This window comes from Angelakisella massiliensis, from assembly GCF_900104675.1.
In the GTDB taxonomy this organism is placed as follows: Bacteria; Bacillota; Clostridia; order Oscillospirales; family Ruminococcaceae; genus Angelakisella; species Angelakisella massiliensis.
This window is the reverse complement of the sequence record NZ_LT629945.1, coordinates 977,390-990,667: the sequence shown is the minus strand read 5'-3', so window position 1 is coordinate 990,667 and position 13,278 is coordinate 977,390. Positions and strand designations below refer to the sequence as shown.

Annotated in this window: 10 protein-coding genes; 5 read left to right on the top strand and 5 right to left on the bottom strand. The window is 55.7% G+C overall.

Annotated features, from left to right (window positions below; genetic code table 11):
* Nucleotides 1-485 precede the first annotated feature (485 nt).
* From BQ5383_RS20750 to BQ5383_RS10020, 3 genes are all read right to left on the bottom strand, one after another.
* Nucleotides 486-767 (bottom strand): hypothetical protein, encoded by a 282-nt coding sequence (locus BQ5383_RS20750; protein ID WP_139193400.1) that lies wholly within the window; start codon nt 765-767, stop codon nt 486-488.
* 512 nt (nt 768-1,279) lie between these two features.
* Complete coding sequence (locus tag BQ5383_RS10025) at nt 1,280-2,746, bottom strand: sensor histidine kinase (RefSeq protein ID WP_071431642.1); 1,467 nt, start codon at nt 2,744-2,746, stop codon at nt 1,280-1,282.
* Entirely contained in the window at nt 2,736-3,425 is a 690-nt protein-coding gene (locus tag BQ5383_RS10020) for a response regulator transcription factor (protein ID WP_071431640.1), read from the bottom strand. The genes BQ5383_RS10025 and BQ5383_RS10020 overlap by 11 nt, the downstream gene beginning before the upstream one ends.
* A gap of 389 nt (nt 3,426-3,814) precedes the next feature.
* Here BQ5383_RS10020 and BQ5383_RS10010 point away from each other — a divergent pair, with 389 nt between their 5' ends.
* The 5 genes from BQ5383_RS10010 to BQ5383_RS09985 all read left to right on the top strand — a co-directional run bounded on the left by BQ5383_RS10010 (nt 3,815) and on the right by BQ5383_RS09985 (nt 8,089).
* Nucleotides 3,815-4,327, top strand: coding sequence for a hypothetical protein (locus BQ5383_RS10010; protein ID WP_071431637.1), 513 nt, complete (start codon nt 3,815-3,817; stop codon nt 4,325-4,327).
* A gap of 240 nt (nt 4,328-4,567) precedes the next feature.
* The gene (locus BQ5383_RS10000) at nt 4,568-5,776 is read left to right on the top strand and encodes a D-alanyl-D-alanine carboxypeptidase family protein (RefSeq protein WP_235821965.1); all 1,209 of its coding nucleotides are present in this window, start codon (nt 4,568-4,570) and stop codon (nt 5,774-5,776) included.
* Between the two features lie 216 nt (nt 5,777-5,992).
* On the top strand, nt 5,993-6,445 hold the full coding sequence (gene tadA, locus BQ5383_RS09995) for a tRNA adenosine(34) deaminase TadA (RefSeq protein WP_071431631.1): 453 nt from the start codon (nt 5,993-5,995) through the stop codon (nt 6,443-6,445).
* An 83-nt stretch (nt 6,446-6,528) separates the two neighbouring features.
* The gene (locus BQ5383_RS09990) at nt 6,529-7,059 is read left to right on the top strand and encodes a GNAT family N-acetyltransferase (RefSeq protein WP_071431629.1); all 531 of its coding nucleotides are present in this window, start codon (nt 6,529-6,531) and stop codon (nt 7,057-7,059) included.
* A 514-nt stretch (nt 7,060-7,573) separates the two neighbouring features.
* Nucleotides 7,574-8,089 carry a helix-turn-helix domain-containing protein gene (locus BQ5383_RS09985; protein WP_071431628.1) on the top strand — a complete coding sequence of 172 codons (516 nt, stop codon included), beginning with the start codon at nt 7,574-7,576 and terminating at the stop codon, nt 8,087-8,089.
* 83 nt (nt 8,090-8,172) lie between these two features.
* On the opposite strand, the gene BQ5383_RS09980 is transcribed toward BQ5383_RS09985, so the two are convergent.
* Nucleotides 8,173-9,759: a peptide ABC transporter substrate-binding protein gene (locus BQ5383_RS09980; protein ID WP_071431626.1), complete on the bottom strand. Its 1,587-nt coding sequence runs from the start codon at nt 9,757-9,759 to the stop codon at nt 8,173-8,175.
* 377 nt (nt 9,760-10,136) lie between these two features.
* A complete protein-coding gene (gyrA, locus tag BQ5383_RS09970; RefSeq protein ID WP_071431622.1) occupies nt 10,137-12,710 on the bottom strand; it encodes a DNA gyrase subunit A in 2,574 nt (857 codons plus the stop codon).
* Nucleotides 12,711-13,278: the final 568 nt, after the last annotated feature.

The window sequence follows — 13,278 nt, the reverse complement described above, 5'->3', positions numbered from 1 at the left end:
CTGGTACGCTCGGAAAATCGCTTCAAGTCGCCCCTCCGCTCCGACGCGGGGACAAAGTTCATTTCGTTCCGGTCCTCTAAGCGAGGACCATCCACTCCATTTCCTTGCCCCCGCTTCTCCGAAAAAAGTCCCGCTTGCTTCGCCTGCTCGGTTGGTAAACGCCCTCACAACGGCTCCACTGCGCTAGCAACTTTTTTCGGTATGCTAAGGTAGTTTTAGTTGCCGCCTGACACACGGGGGCGGCATTCCCTCGCTCCGACCCACAGCAGGAAGTACAGATACCGCCGCCTTGCTAATACCGGAATTCCGCTGCCGCCCTCGCAGACGCAAAGTCCGCTATGCTCCGGTCCCCTGTACGGGGACCATCCGCCCGCTCCCTTGCGTCTGCTCCTCCGGAAAAAGTCACGCTTGCTCCGGCTGCTCGGTTGTAAACGCCCTCCCGACGCCTCCGCTGCGCTAGCAACTTTTTCCGGGCGACGGTGTTTTTATTTGATGCGGAACCGGTATTCCGTTGCGCGGATAAGGTAGAATCCAAATCCGCCCCAGGCGGATGGGGCTTGTGGCCTGAGTGAGTAGATAGAACTTGCTATCTGCAAACCATTGCTTTTTCCCTTTATAGGCGGCGGATAAACCGCCGCCAGCGGGTCTCCCCAGCTTTTCAGAAAACTACAGGGTTTGTAAGATGAAACGACATGATAAGTCCCTTTTCCTGCAAACCATCGCTTTCGCTCTCTTTGGGGGGCGGCGCAGCTAAGCTGCGCCGCCATTATGCCCCACACCTGCGGTTCAAATCAAATTTCCTCTTAAATTTTAATCACTCCCGCCCCCAAAAGGTTGGTAGCGCAGCGGAGGCGTCATGGCTGCGTTTATGCCCTCAAAGGGCACAGGCAAAGCCTTAGCCGAAGCAAGCGGGACCTTTTGGGGAAGAGGCGGGGCAAGGGAGCGGGTGAGGAATGCCCAATTCCTTAATTGGGCGTTCCGAGGGTAGCGGACTTTGCCCCGCCGAGAGCAGCGAGTGGATTGTCTGGCTTTACCCAGACAACCGGCGAGCGGGCGGCTTTGACGATACTCTGATAGAGACACAAACTAACCCTTCAACCCGTTCCCCTTAACACTAAAAGGTACAGACCAAAACTGCGGCAGGCACTTTCTCCGACTAACCAGATCGCTATTGCCTCAACTATGGGTTTCCAAAGGGACAAGTCCCTTTGGGCGTATCCTCCGTACCTCCCCGTATCCCCCGTTTTCCTCGCATTCCTCCATATTCCCCCGCATCCCCTCATTCCCCCACGTCCGCTTTCACCGGAAAGGAGATATGGAAAGCAGTTTCTTCTCCCTGCTTGCTTTCCACGGCGATTTCGCCTCCGTGGCGCTGGACGATCTGCTGGGCGATAGCCAGACCGAGACCTGTTCCGGAGGCGTTTTCCCTGGAGGATGTTTTTCGGAACCGTTCAAAAATATGGGGCAGTTCTTCCGGAGAAATGCCGCTGCCATGGTCGGCGACATCCAAAAGAAGGCCATTGGGCTGCTGTGTGAGAGACATTTCAATACTGCTGCCCACAGGGGAAAACTTGACACTGTTATCCAGCAAAATAAGGATCATCTGCCGCAGCCGTCCATAATCTCCCTCCAGTACCGCTTCCTGCTCCGGCAGAGAGAGGTGGACCGTAATTTCCTTTGGGGCAGTCTTGGGGCGGATTGCACGGGCAGCGTCCCGGAGAACATCCCGCAGGTCCACCGGAGCGGTTTCCAGGCGGAACTGGGCATTTTGCAGACGGGAAAGCTCCAGCAGATCGTTTACCAGCCGCTCCAAATGACGGCTTTCTCCCAGCATTTGACCATAATACTCCTGAATCTCCGCCGGGTCATCCACCGTACCGTCAGCCAGCAGCTCCACCGAACCCCGCAGAACCGCCACCGGTGTCCGCAGCTCATGGGAGACATTGGCAATAAAGTCATCCCGCATCCGGTCCAGTTCCTCCCGCTGGTGATCCACCTCCGCCAGCCGCTGCGCCAGAATATCAATGGTCCCTGCCAGCTGTCCGATTTCATCCCGCTGCCGCACCTGGGTACGGGCCGAATAATCCCCTTCTCCCAAGCGGTTCACGGTGGTCCTCAGCTGACAGAGGGGCCGGGAAAACCGATAGGATACAAACAGTGCCGCCAGCAAAGCGAACACCAGCGCCACACCGGCGGAAAGCCCCAGGGCGGACAGTCCCTGATCCACTGAATGATCCACACCATCCACCCAGGACTGAAGCACCACAGCACCCAATAACTCTCCGCTGCTTCCATAGATGGGAGCACCCACCAGCACAAAGTCGGAACCCTTCTGCGTATCCAGGTCCTGGTTACAGTTGAGCTGCCCTTCCAGAGCCAGACGGGCCACCTCCTCTCCCGCTTCCGGCAAAGGGTTTTCCTGGGCGGTGGTCCAGTTCATATGTCCGGCAGTCAAGCGGTTCATCTGCGTATCCAGCAGCCAGACATCCGCCATGGCCAGCTCATCCAGATACCGCAGATAAGCGCCCATCCCTCCCTGGCCGCTCCGGCCCATGCCTCCCCTGCCGGAAAGGAAATCCCCCAAAGTCGCAGAGATGGAAAGGGCTTTGGCCTCCAGCTCCTCACGGTGCAGCTCCAGGGTGTGGCTGCGGAACAAAGAAAGAAACATGGTCCCTAAAATCAGCGTAAACACCAACAGCACTGCCACAAAGCCCACTGCCAGCTTCCAGAACAATCTATCCCTCATGATTCACCTCAAACTTGTAGCCTACACCCCGGATGGTGGCGATCTGCCACCGGGGATGAGGAATTTCATCCAGCTTGGCACGCAGCCGCTTGATGTGGGAATCAACCGTTCGCGGGTCCCCATAATAATCCATCCCCCACAGCAGATCCAGCAGATGGTCTCTGGTAAAAGCTCTGGTCCGGTTCTCCACCAGGGTCCACAGCAGATCCACCTCCCGCTTGGTCAGACGCACCGGCTCTCCTCCAATAGTGACGGTGTAATCCTCCAGGTTGATGGTCAGGTCCTCCACGGTCAGCCGCTTGGAATCGGCGCTTTCCCGTCCCGCCCGGCGGAGCACTGCCCGCACCCGGGCCATCACCTCACCGGGAGAAAAAGGTTTGACAATATAATCATCCGCCCCGATATCCAGCCCCATGATCTTTTCAAAATCCTCCCCCCGGGCAGTGATCATGATCACCGGCGTATCCCACTGGCGGCGGATTTCCCGGCAGACCTGGAATCCATCCATTTTGGGCATCATTACATCCAGCAGCACAATCTGGGGATGCAGCTGGTCAAACAGCTCCAGCGCCTCCTGACCATCCATGGCTGTGGCCACTTCAAAGCCTTCCTTTTTGGCAGCGCTGGAAAGAATATTCAGCAGCGATTGGTGGTCATCGGCAATGAGCATCAAAGACATGGTTCTCTTCCTCCTTCAAATGTCATCCATTTTATAAAAAATCCTGCAACTGCTTCTCCATCACAGACATGGCGGCCCCCTTTTGGGGCGGGGCACTTTCATCCCCTGACGTGGGCACCATTTCCCTGTCCAAAAGCCTCCGGACCTGGGAACGCCTCTGCCGCGGGAGGTTCTTTTTTGCGGCTTCTGTTAAGGACAGTATAGCACAGGATCATGGCAGTTCCATGGCACGGGCAGAAAAAATTCCTCCCAAATAACTTTTTGCTGACACACATTTGCCATGAAGGGGGGATAGAATAAGACCGTACCCTCCAGGGAGCGGTCCTCACAAAAAGCGCCGCCATCCTGATCCACAAATCATAAATGAAGATGAAAAGGAGTTTTGAATCATGAAAAACAACAAGAAACTGCTGGCCGCCCTCACCGCCGCTATGGTCCTGGCCTCCACCTCCGTTGTGGCCCTGGCCGCCCAATGGAGCACCCCTGCCGAAGCTGCCGCCGGCGTCACCGGCAGCACCGTGGAAGAAGTACAGCAGCAGCGGGCCGATGGCAAAACCTATGGCCAGATCGCTGATGAAGCCGGTAAACTGGAGGAGTTCCAGCAGGCCATGACCGACATCCATGAAGAGAGACTGGATGAGCTGGTGGAGCTGGGCCGCATCACCGATGAAGAAGCCGACACCTGGCTGGAAGCTTATGAGGAGCGTCAGGCCACCTGCGATGGAACCGGCCTCCGTGACGGCAGCTGCGGACTGGGTTACGGCTGCGGCAGCGGAGCGGGCTGCGGTGCTGGTTATGGTGCTGGTTACGGCGCAGGTTACGGCCCTGGTGACGGCACCGGATACGGCGCTGGCTATGGTGCCGGACGGGGCGCTGGCATGGGTATGGGCTGCCGGTGGTAAGAGAAATTTAAGTCTTTCCGTTTTTAACGGTTACAGAAAATAAAGCGGCGGGAGAGTTTTCTCTCGCCGCTCAGTCTGTAGAAAACCTGTTTCCATAAAAAACAAAATTCAAAACCATAAAAATCATCCTCCATCCTGCCTTTTATTTCTCCCTTTCCTGTCGGAAAGAAATAAAGGGCTTTTTTTCTGTTTCCAGGCATATAGATAGAGGGAAAGACAAGGTGGAAGGAAGGTTTGGGGATGAAAAAGCTGCTGGCGATATGGATGGCGCTGGTGATGCTGGCGCCGGTGACAGCAATGGGAGACACACCGGAAGAAAAAGGGGAGGAAAACATCCCCGCCTGGGTCATTGAGGAAGAGGTGGAAATGGCTTCCGCCATGGGTCCCGGGTCCTCACTGCCGGTAAAAAGCGCTATCCTCATGGTAGAAAACACCGGCGAAGTATTATGGGAAATGGATGCGGATCAACAGCTGCCTCCGGCGTCCATCACCAAAATCATGAGCCTGCTGCTGATCATGGAGGCCATTGACAACGGCAGCATCAGCCTGACGGACCGGGTCACCTGCTCTGAGAACGCGGCGGGATACGGCGGGTCGGAAATCTGGCTGAAGGCCGGCGAGGAAATGACGGTGGATGAGCTGGTAAAGGCCGCGGCGGTAGCCAGCGCCAATGATGCCACTGTTTGTCTGGCGGAATATGTAGCGGGCAGCGAGGAAGCCTTTGTGGAAAAGATGAATCAGCGGGCCCAGGAGCTGGGGATGAAAAACACGCATTTTGTCTGCGCGGCGGGTCTGGACCATGAAGGGCACCTCTCTACCGCCCGTGATATCGCCATCATGTCCCGGGAGCTGCTCAAACACCCCACCATCAAAAATTATACTACCATCTGGATGGACAGTCTCCGGGGCGGCGCCACCCAGCTGGTGAACACCAACCGTCTGGTCCGTTTTTATGAGGGCACTACCGGACTGAAAACCGGCACCACCGACGGCGCCGGGAGCTGCCTGTCAGCCACAGCGGAGCGGGACGGCCTGGGACTGATTGCGGTGGTAATGGGGGCGGATACTTCGGATCATCGTTTTGCCGCTGCCCGCAGTCTCCTTGACTGGGGTTTTGCCAATTACAAAGCCCAGCCTCTGGAGGGTCCTGCCGGTTTGACGCCGGTGCCTGTGACCCGTGGGGTTGAGCCGGAGGTACCGGTGAGCTTTGATCTGCCGGGCACCATCGTCATCCCCCGGGACAAAGCGGAAAGCATCAGCCAGCAGGTGGAGCTGGCGGATTCGGTGGAAGCGCCGGTAACAGCAGGGCAGGAGCTGGGGTCGGTAAAGGTACAGGTGGATGGAAAAACGGTACTGACCTATCCTCTGGTAGCCTCCCAGGCTGTAGAGCGGATGACCCTTTCCCGGGCATTCAAAGCATTGCTCCGGGCACTGCTGGCAGCCAGCTGAGAAACGCACAAACTGGAATTTCTGGAAAAAGGGATGGCGGTATGGTATAGTGATAACAAAAGAGAAATCCACTCCGGCAAATGGATGGGATGCCGCCCTGCAGCATACCGCTCCCTTTCCCTTTCATTTCCAAAAAACAGAGATTTTTCAGCGGGATCAGACCGCCCTTATAGGGCGGTCTCAAGTCCTGCCTTGGATACAACAGGAGAAGAAGTCATGATGATACGACATGAACCCTTTATGGAGGAGGCCCTCAAGGAAGCCCATGCTGCCGCCCTGGAGGGGGAAGTTCCAGTAGGCGCGGTGCTGGTAAAGGATGGACAAATCATTGCCCGGGGACATAACACCCGGGAGCGGGACCAGGACCCCTTGGGCCACGCGGAAATCAATGTCATCCGCCAGGGATGCGCCCTGCTCCACAGCTGGCGGCTCACCGGCTGCACCCTGTATGTGACGCTGGAGCCCTGCCCCATGTGCGCGGGGGCGATTCTCAACGCCCGTCTTGACCGGGTGGTATATGGCGCTTCCGATCCGGCGGCAGGATGCGTCGGTTCCAAAATTCATCTTTTTGACCTGGATTTCAACTGCCGCCCTCTGGTGACCACTGGAATTTTGGCGGACCAGTGCGCCCAGGTGCTGCGGGATTTTTTTGCCGTCAGGCGGGACTGAATGAACAGCTTTTCCATTTTTCAGCGGACGCCGTCCTTTCTCATGGACAAGGATGAAAGAACATTGTAAGAGGTGCCGGAGGAATGATACACTACAGAAAGATAGAGCCTCATAAGCTGAACCGGGAACTGTTTTCCCATTTCATTCGGCTGCAGCAGGTCACCGAATGCTGGCGCCTGGAAGAAAATCAATGGGTCATCCGGGAGGACCCTTTTGTGGATGACTGGACGGAAGAGGATTACCGGCAGCTGCTTTCTCAGTTGAGAAAAACTCTGGCTGAGGGAGGGCTGGTGTGGGGCGCTTTTTCTCAGGGGCATCTCAAGGGCTTCGTTTCGGTGGAGGCTGTGTTTTTTGGAACGGAACAAAAATATCTGGATCTGTCCAATCTCCATGTTTCCCGGGATCTGCGCCGTCATGGAATTGGAACGGCACTGTTTTTGGAAGCCAAGAAATGGGCTGCAGCCCAGGGAGCGGATCTGCTGTATCTTTCCGCCCATTCAGCGGTGGAAACCCAGGCTTTTTACAGAAAAATGGGATGTGTGGAGGCAAAATACCGCCATCAGCAGCATATTGACCGGGAACCATTTGATTGCCAGATGGAATGCAGACTATAAAAACATGGTGCTTTACGCAAAAAGGGTACGGCTTGTAACGGCCGTACCCTTTTTGCAGAGAAAATGAAAAGAGAAAAGAAAGAGGAAGAAAGAAGAAAAGCAATTTATATACAAACCCCGGTGGGGGGAATTGTTTGTCCTGCCATGGGTCCGGCCGGTATTCCGTCCACCGGGCGCTGGCAGTTTTTTGTGTTCAGCGGTCTGGCCGCTTGAGGCGATTTCCTTTAGCTGATGTGCTTATTATATTGGGCATTTATGAAGCTGTTTTGGGGTTTTCAGGAACATTTTTGAAAAAAAATATGAAAAAACTTTTTCCGTGTTCCAGAAATATCCAAAGCAGAGACAGACTTTTCCATTTACTCAAAAAAACGTTCCAAAAGCAGAAAGATTCCCAGCGTTTTTTACCACCGCAACCACCAGTTGACAAAAAGAGGCTTTGTCTTTCTTGTGGGCAACCGGGAAAATTTGCTATCATTGTCTTGAAAATAAGAGAAACAACAAAGGAGGAAGCATCATGACACTGGGAGAACGAATTTCGGCATTCCGCCGCCGTCAGGGATTATCTCAGGAGGCTTTGGCCGAAAAGCTGGGAGTTTCCCGCCAATCCGTCTCCAAATGGGAACGCAATGAATCTCTTCCCGAAACAGACAAACTGCCTCTTTTGGCCCAGGCTTTGGGGATTTCCCTGGATCTGCTCCTCAACGGGGAAGAAGCAGCCCCTTCCCCCTCCTTTCAGCCGTTTCCACCCTTCCAAAGAGGAAGTTTGTGGAGCAAAATCACCTGGCTGTTCCAGAGGTGGGGATGGGTGGGGGGATTGGTTCTGGCCAGCTATGGCGTCATTGTCCTGGGGATTGCAATACTGTGGCGGGTGATGATGGGACAAATGCTTCCGCCGGAGGTGATCTTCACCGATGGCTACAATCCCTTTCTTCCTGTTGAACTGATCACAGGGGCCATCATGGTCATGGGAGGCATACTGATCGTGGGGGGATTGGCATCCGCCATCATCCTTTACCGCAGACGGCGCTGAAGATCCCTTAAAAGCTTAGGAAAAACAGTAAAAAAAGGTGCCCGGTATCACCAAATACCAAAGGCACCTTTTTTGATTTAGATTCAGTACCGGGACGCACTGCGGAAGGATAACAGCCCACCCTCCAGGGTAATACCGGAGGTTCCCTGCCCCAAGGCATAATAGGTGGACTGGGCGGCAAAAGGCTGGACAACTCCCTGATCCAGCAGCATTTGCTGGGCCTGCTCATAACAGGCGATGGTGTCCTCCATCTGATCCTCCTCCAGCGCTCCTGTCACCAAGGCATCATAGTCGGGATTTTCATATCCCACCACATTTCGGCTGGAACCGGACAAAAAGCTTTCCAGCATTCCTCCCGGTCCCTGGCCTTCCGCCTCCATGGCCAGAAAAGCCAGATCAAAATCTCCTGAGGCGATACGGGACTGATATTCACTGTCACTGACCCGTTCCAGATTCACATAAACAATGAGATTTTCCATCCACTGACGCTGGTAATATCCCGCCAGATCCGTCAGCCCCGCCGATTCCGGCAGCAGCAGCGTCACTGTGGGCATTTTCTCCAATTCCAGCAGGGACAGCCCCTGCAGAAGGGTTTCCCTGGCTGTCTGGGTATCGCCGGAGGAAATGGTAGGGTCATCCATCCCCTCCAGCAGATTATTTTGGGGAACACAGCTGTCGGTAAAGCGATACTGCTCCGGCAGCCGCTCACTGATGCCCGAACGGTCTACAGCCTGAAGGAAACTCCGGCGTACCAGCGGTTCCGCCAAAGCTCCCTGCTGACGAAAAGCCAGCATCCATACGGTATTCTCCACCGAAAGGATCTGGGCCCCCGCCCCCTCCAGCTGCTCCAGCTCCTCATAGGAGGCTTTGTACAGATCGGCGCTTCCCGCCAGAAACAGATCCCGGGCAGACTGGACATCCTCCGGTTTTTCCGCCTCTTCCGCTGTCACCACCCGGCTGCTATAAAAAACCACCTGGGGACAAACCACCGTTTCCTCAGCAAAATACCGGGAATTTTTTTTCAGCACCACCTGCTCCTCTCTCCAGGAACTGATCTCATAGGGTCCGTTAAACAGCAGCGCATTGACGCTCAGGCCATACCGGGCCTTGGTCTCGGTAAAAAACTTCTCCTCACAGGGCAGTGCCGGCGTGGCCGCCAGACGCTGGAGAAACAGCGCCGATGGCTGGGTCAGGGTGATTTCCAAAGTCCGGTCATCCAAAGCCCTGGCTCCCAGGCTCTCCTGGGGCAGCTGCCCCGCCAGCACCTCCGCCGCACCCTCAATGGCAAGATACTCCCCCGCGTAAGGGGACGGTACCTGGGGATGAAACAATCTCCGCAAAGCGAAAACAAAATCATTGGCCGTCACCGGATCTCCATTGCTCCAGCGGAGATCATCCCGCAGGATAAAGGTGTAAACCCTCCCATCGGCAGAGATGGTGTAGCTTTCAGCACAGGCAGGCTCCAAAGTACCGTCTTCCGTCTGCCTGAGCAATCCATCAAAGGTGTTGGACAGAATGGTCCTGCTGGTCTCGTCGGTGACAAACTGCGGGTCCAGATTGGTCACTTGACCGGTAAAATCCAACCGGATGGATTTACTCTCTTCTTCTCCGCAGCCCACCGGCAGCAGGCAGAACAGCAGCGCTGTCAACAGACAGAACCATTTTCTCATTGGGTCACCCTCTCTGTGGATTATCTGTAAAAACTTCATCTGGAGTTTGCTGGAACTATTCATAGCAAGAAATACGCCAAAAAACTCAAATCATCTGTCAGGGGACCGGTTCCCCTTTTTTGTCTGTGAAAAGCGGAAGCGAACGGCTCCTTAAAGCCGCCTCGCCTCCGCTTTCTGTGGTTTTCAAGCTGTCTTTTTTGGGGGAAGGAACCCCCGGGGGCTTTCTGAAAAGTGAAAATTTTCATCCTTCTCCCCACAAAGAGAAATCTGCCCCCTTAAAAAGGCTGGGCTTCAAAGGATGCCGGCGCCTTTTGCTCCGGCACCCCCGCCTTCTGGGAAAAATCCGTGTCACTCTTCATTTTCAGAAACGCTCACAATCAGATGTCTTCCCCTGCATCTTCTGCCGGAGAAGTCTCTTCAGCTGCTGCCTGCTGGGTGGAGGTTTCCTCAGCAGAAATTTCCTCCTGAGCCTCCTCCGTTTCCTCCTCGGTCTCCCTGGGGGCCCGGGCGATGGAAACTACCCGGCTTCCCTCTTCCAGACGCATGGCACGGACACCGCCGCCATAACGGGACTGGACCGTGATCTGGTCTACGGGAATACGGATGATCACGCCGTCATCGGAAATGAGGAACACATCATCATCCGGCTGCACCACACGGATGGCAGCCACACGGGTATCCTTCTTCTCGCACTTATAGTTGCAGATACCTTTGCCGCCGCGGCTCTGGAGACGGTATTCCTCCAGATTGGTCCGCCGTCCGGCGCCCTTCTCGGTGATGGTCAGCAGCTGACCCTGAGGATGAATGCGCGCCATACCCACAACCTCATCCCCTTCATCCAGACGGATGGCCCGGACACCCATGGCGGTACGGCCCATGGGACGGACATCGGTTTCAGGGAAGCGGATCGCCATGCCCATGGCGGTGCCGATAAGCAGCTCCTCGTTGCCGGTGGTGTTGCGCACCCAGGCCAGCTCATCCCCTTCCTCCAGGCTGATGGCAATGATGCCGCCCTTGCGGATGTTCTTGTAAGCGGAAAGCTGGGTCCTCTTGATGGTGCCCTGACGGGTGACCATCACCAGGAAGCTGTCTTCATCCACTTCGCCCACCCGGATCATGGCGGTGATCTTTTCTTCCTTCTCCACCGGCAGCAGATTGACGATGTTGTTGCCCTTGCCGGTACGGGAGCTCTCAGGGATCTCATAGCCCTTGAGGCGGTACATCTTGCCCTTGTTGGTGAAGAACAGGATGTAATCATGGCTGGAGCAGACAAACAGCTCCTCCACAAAGTCCTCCTCCCGGCGGCTCAGACCGGAAACGCCCCGTCCGCCCCGGCGCTGGGTGTGATAAACATCCACAGGCTGCCGCTTGATGTAGCCGAAGTGGGTGAGAGTGACCACGCAGTCGGTAACAGGGATCAGGTCCTCAATATCCACCTCTCCGGAAACCGGCTGGATCTCGGTGCGGCGGTCGTCGGAATATTTATCCCGGATCACCTGCAGTTCATCCTTCATGATCTGGTACACCTTCTGGTCATCCGCCAGAATGGCAGTCAATTCCGCCACCTTGTTGAGGATGGCGGCCAGCTCTTCCTCAATCTTGATCCTCTCCATGCCGGACAAACGGCCCAGACGCATTCCCACAATGGCGGCGGACTGAGCGTCTGTAATGCCGAAACGCTCCATCAGGTTCACTTTGGAGTCGTTTTCATCCTTGGAGTGGCGGATGATGTGGATGACCTCGTCGGTGTTGTCGCTGACGATCTTCAGGCCTTCCAGGATATGCTCCCGGTCCTTGGCCTTTTTCAGATCAAACTGGGTGCGGCGGGTGATGACCTCAAACTGGAAGCGGATATACTCCTCCAGCATCTCCTTGAGGGTGAGAACACGGGGTACGCCGCCTACCAGAGCCAGCATGATAACGCCTACCGTATCCTGAAGCTGGGTGTAGGAATAAAGCTGATTGAGCACCACCTGAGCGTTGGCTTCCCGCTTCAGCTCAATGACGATGCGCATACCGTCACGGTCCGATTCATCCCGCAGGTCGCTGATCATGTCGATCCGCTTTTCCTTGACCAGGTCGGCGATGCTCTCAATGAGGCGGGCTTTGTTGACCATGTAAGGAATCTCGGTGACGATGATCCGCTCACGGCCGTTCTTCCACTCCTCGATCTCCGCCTTGGCCCGCAGAATGATCCGGCCCCGGCCGGTGCCATAGGCGGCACGGATACCCGCCTGGCCCATGATGATGCCGCCGGTGGGGAAATCCGGCCCCTTGATGTGCTCCATCAGCTCATAAAGGGTGGCGTCCGGATTGTCAATGAGGCAGTCAATGGCGTCGATCACCTCCCCCAGATTGTGGGGAGGGATATTGGTGGCCATACCTACGGCGATACCGGTACAGCCGTTGCACAGCAGATTGGGGAACCGGCTGGGCAGAGCCACCGGCTCCTTTTTGGTGTCGTCGTAGTTGCCGGTCCAGTCGATGGTCTCCTTGTCGATATCCGCCAGCATCTGCAGGGCGATACGGCTCATCCGGGCCTCGGTGTAACGGTAGGCGGCCGGCGGGTCGCCGTCAATGGAGCCGAAGTTTCCATGGCCGTCGATGAGGGGATACCGCAGGGAAAATTTCTGGGCCATCCGCACCATGGCGTCATAAACCGACGCGTCGCCGTGGGGATGGAAGGAACCCAGCACATCACCGACGATGGTGGCGGACTTTTTATAAGGCTTGTCAGGTGTAAGGCCCGACAGGCTGGCGGCATAGAGAATACGCCGGTGAACAGGCTTCAGACCGTCCCGAACGTCAGGCAGTGCCCGGTCCACAATGACGGACATGGAGTAATCCAGGAAGCTTTTACGCATCTCCCGGTCAATATCCACCTGAATAAGACGGCCGCCGCCTGTATTTTCTCCCTCCACCTGAGGATTCTGATTGAATTCTTCACTCATGTTTTGATCCATTCCTTTCTCTCGCCGCCGCAAAGTCCGTTATGCTTCCTTGCGGCGACTGCTCCAAAAAAGTCCTGCCCCCGTCTGGTGAAAGGCTTATAAATGCACCTTTTAGGCATCGTCTGGTTGCTGCCAACTTTTTCGGGCGGGGTTTATTTGCGTTTGATAAGGAAAAAAGATATGCACGAAAGATTGAGGGCCCGGCACAGCCGGGGAGGTATACTTTTTGCGGTATTGCTGGTTTGCAGCCCTCATGCCGGGCGGGCACTTCCTTTGTAATGAAACAAAGGAAGCAAAATTCACCAGCGTACCGCTTCGCAGCCGCAAAGTCCGCTATGCTTCGGTCCCCTGTGCGGGGACCATCCGTCCGCTCCCTTGCGTCTGCTCCTCCGAAAAAAGTCACGCTTGCTCCGGCTGCTCGGTTGCCTGTACCCTTTAGGGTAACAAGCGCCCTCCCGACGCCTCCGCTGCGCTAGCAACTTTTTTCGGGCGTTGGTTATTTCCATTTTATAAGGAAAAAAGAACGGCTGTTTTTGCTTCCCCGCCCGGTGCGCTCGGAAAAATGGCC

What these genes read in the sequence shown, in the direction of transcription:
- BQ5383_RS20750 (WP_139193400.1), bottom strand. Translation starts at nt 767, where the DNA reads ATGGCGGCGCAGCTTAGCTGCGCCGCCCCCCAAAGAGAGCGAAAGCGA.
- BQ5383_RS10025 (WP_071431642.1), bottom strand. Translation starts at nt 2,746, where the DNA reads ATGAGGGATAGATTGTTCTGGAAGCTGGCAGTGGGCTTTGTGGCAGTG.
- BQ5383_RS10020 (WP_071431640.1), bottom strand. Translation starts at nt 3,425, where the DNA reads ATGTCTTTGATGCTCATTGCCGATGACCACCAATCGCTGCTGAATATT.
- BQ5383_RS10010 (WP_071431637.1), top strand. Translation starts at nt 3,815, where the DNA reads ATGAAAAACAACAAGAAACTGCTGGCCGCCCTCACCGCCGCTATGGTC.
- BQ5383_RS10000 (WP_235821965.1), top strand. Translation starts at nt 4,568, where the DNA reads ATGAAAAAGCTGCTGGCGATATGGATGGCGCTGGTGATGCTGGCGCCG.
- tadA (WP_071431631.1), top strand. Translation starts at nt 5,993, where the DNA reads ATGATGATACGACATGAACCCTTTATGGAGGAGGCCCTCAAGGAAGCC.
- BQ5383_RS09990 (WP_071431629.1), top strand. Translation starts at nt 6,529, where the DNA reads ATGATACACTACAGAAAGATAGAGCCTCATAAGCTGAACCGGGAACTG.
- BQ5383_RS09985 (WP_071431628.1), top strand. Translation starts at nt 7,574, where the DNA reads ATGACACTGGGAGAACGAATTTCGGCATTCCGCCGCCGTCAGGGATTA.
- BQ5383_RS09980 (WP_071431626.1), bottom strand. Translation starts at nt 9,759, where the DNA reads ATGAGAAAATGGTTCTGTCTGTTGACAGCGCTGCTGTTCTGCCTGCTG.
- gyrA (WP_071431622.1), bottom strand. Translation starts at nt 12,710, where the DNA reads ATGAGTGAAGAATTCAATCAGAATCCTCAGGTGGAGGGAGAAAATACA.